Genomic DNA, 281 nt, shown 5'->3' on the forward strand with positions numbered 1-281 from the left:
AAATCTCATCTAAAACTTGTAATGCCAACCCCTGGTTCGCTTGGAGTTTTACCACTGCCGGAGCAAGATGTAGAACAAGATAGCTCTTTCAATAGAAAAGCAACATCGGAACCGCATGTTGGTGGCGATGGCAGAATTTTTGTTTTTCCTAAAAAAGTATCATCGGTTAATGGGCATGCTGATATTGATAGTTCAGAAAATATTTCACAGTTGAATGCAACGCAACGATATGAATATTTACGTCGTCAGAGAGCACAAGTTGGAAGTGCGAAGTATCGTCA

Annotated in this window: 1 pseudogene; it reads left to right on the top strand. The window is 40.2% G+C overall.

From position 1 onward, the window contains the following. Positions 1-281 (top strand): annotated as a pseudogene (locus tag ACFIK8_RS11520) (hypothetical protein); the annotation flags it as partial.

The sequence above is a fragment of the Bartonella sp. MR168JLCBS genome (assembly GCF_042194175.1).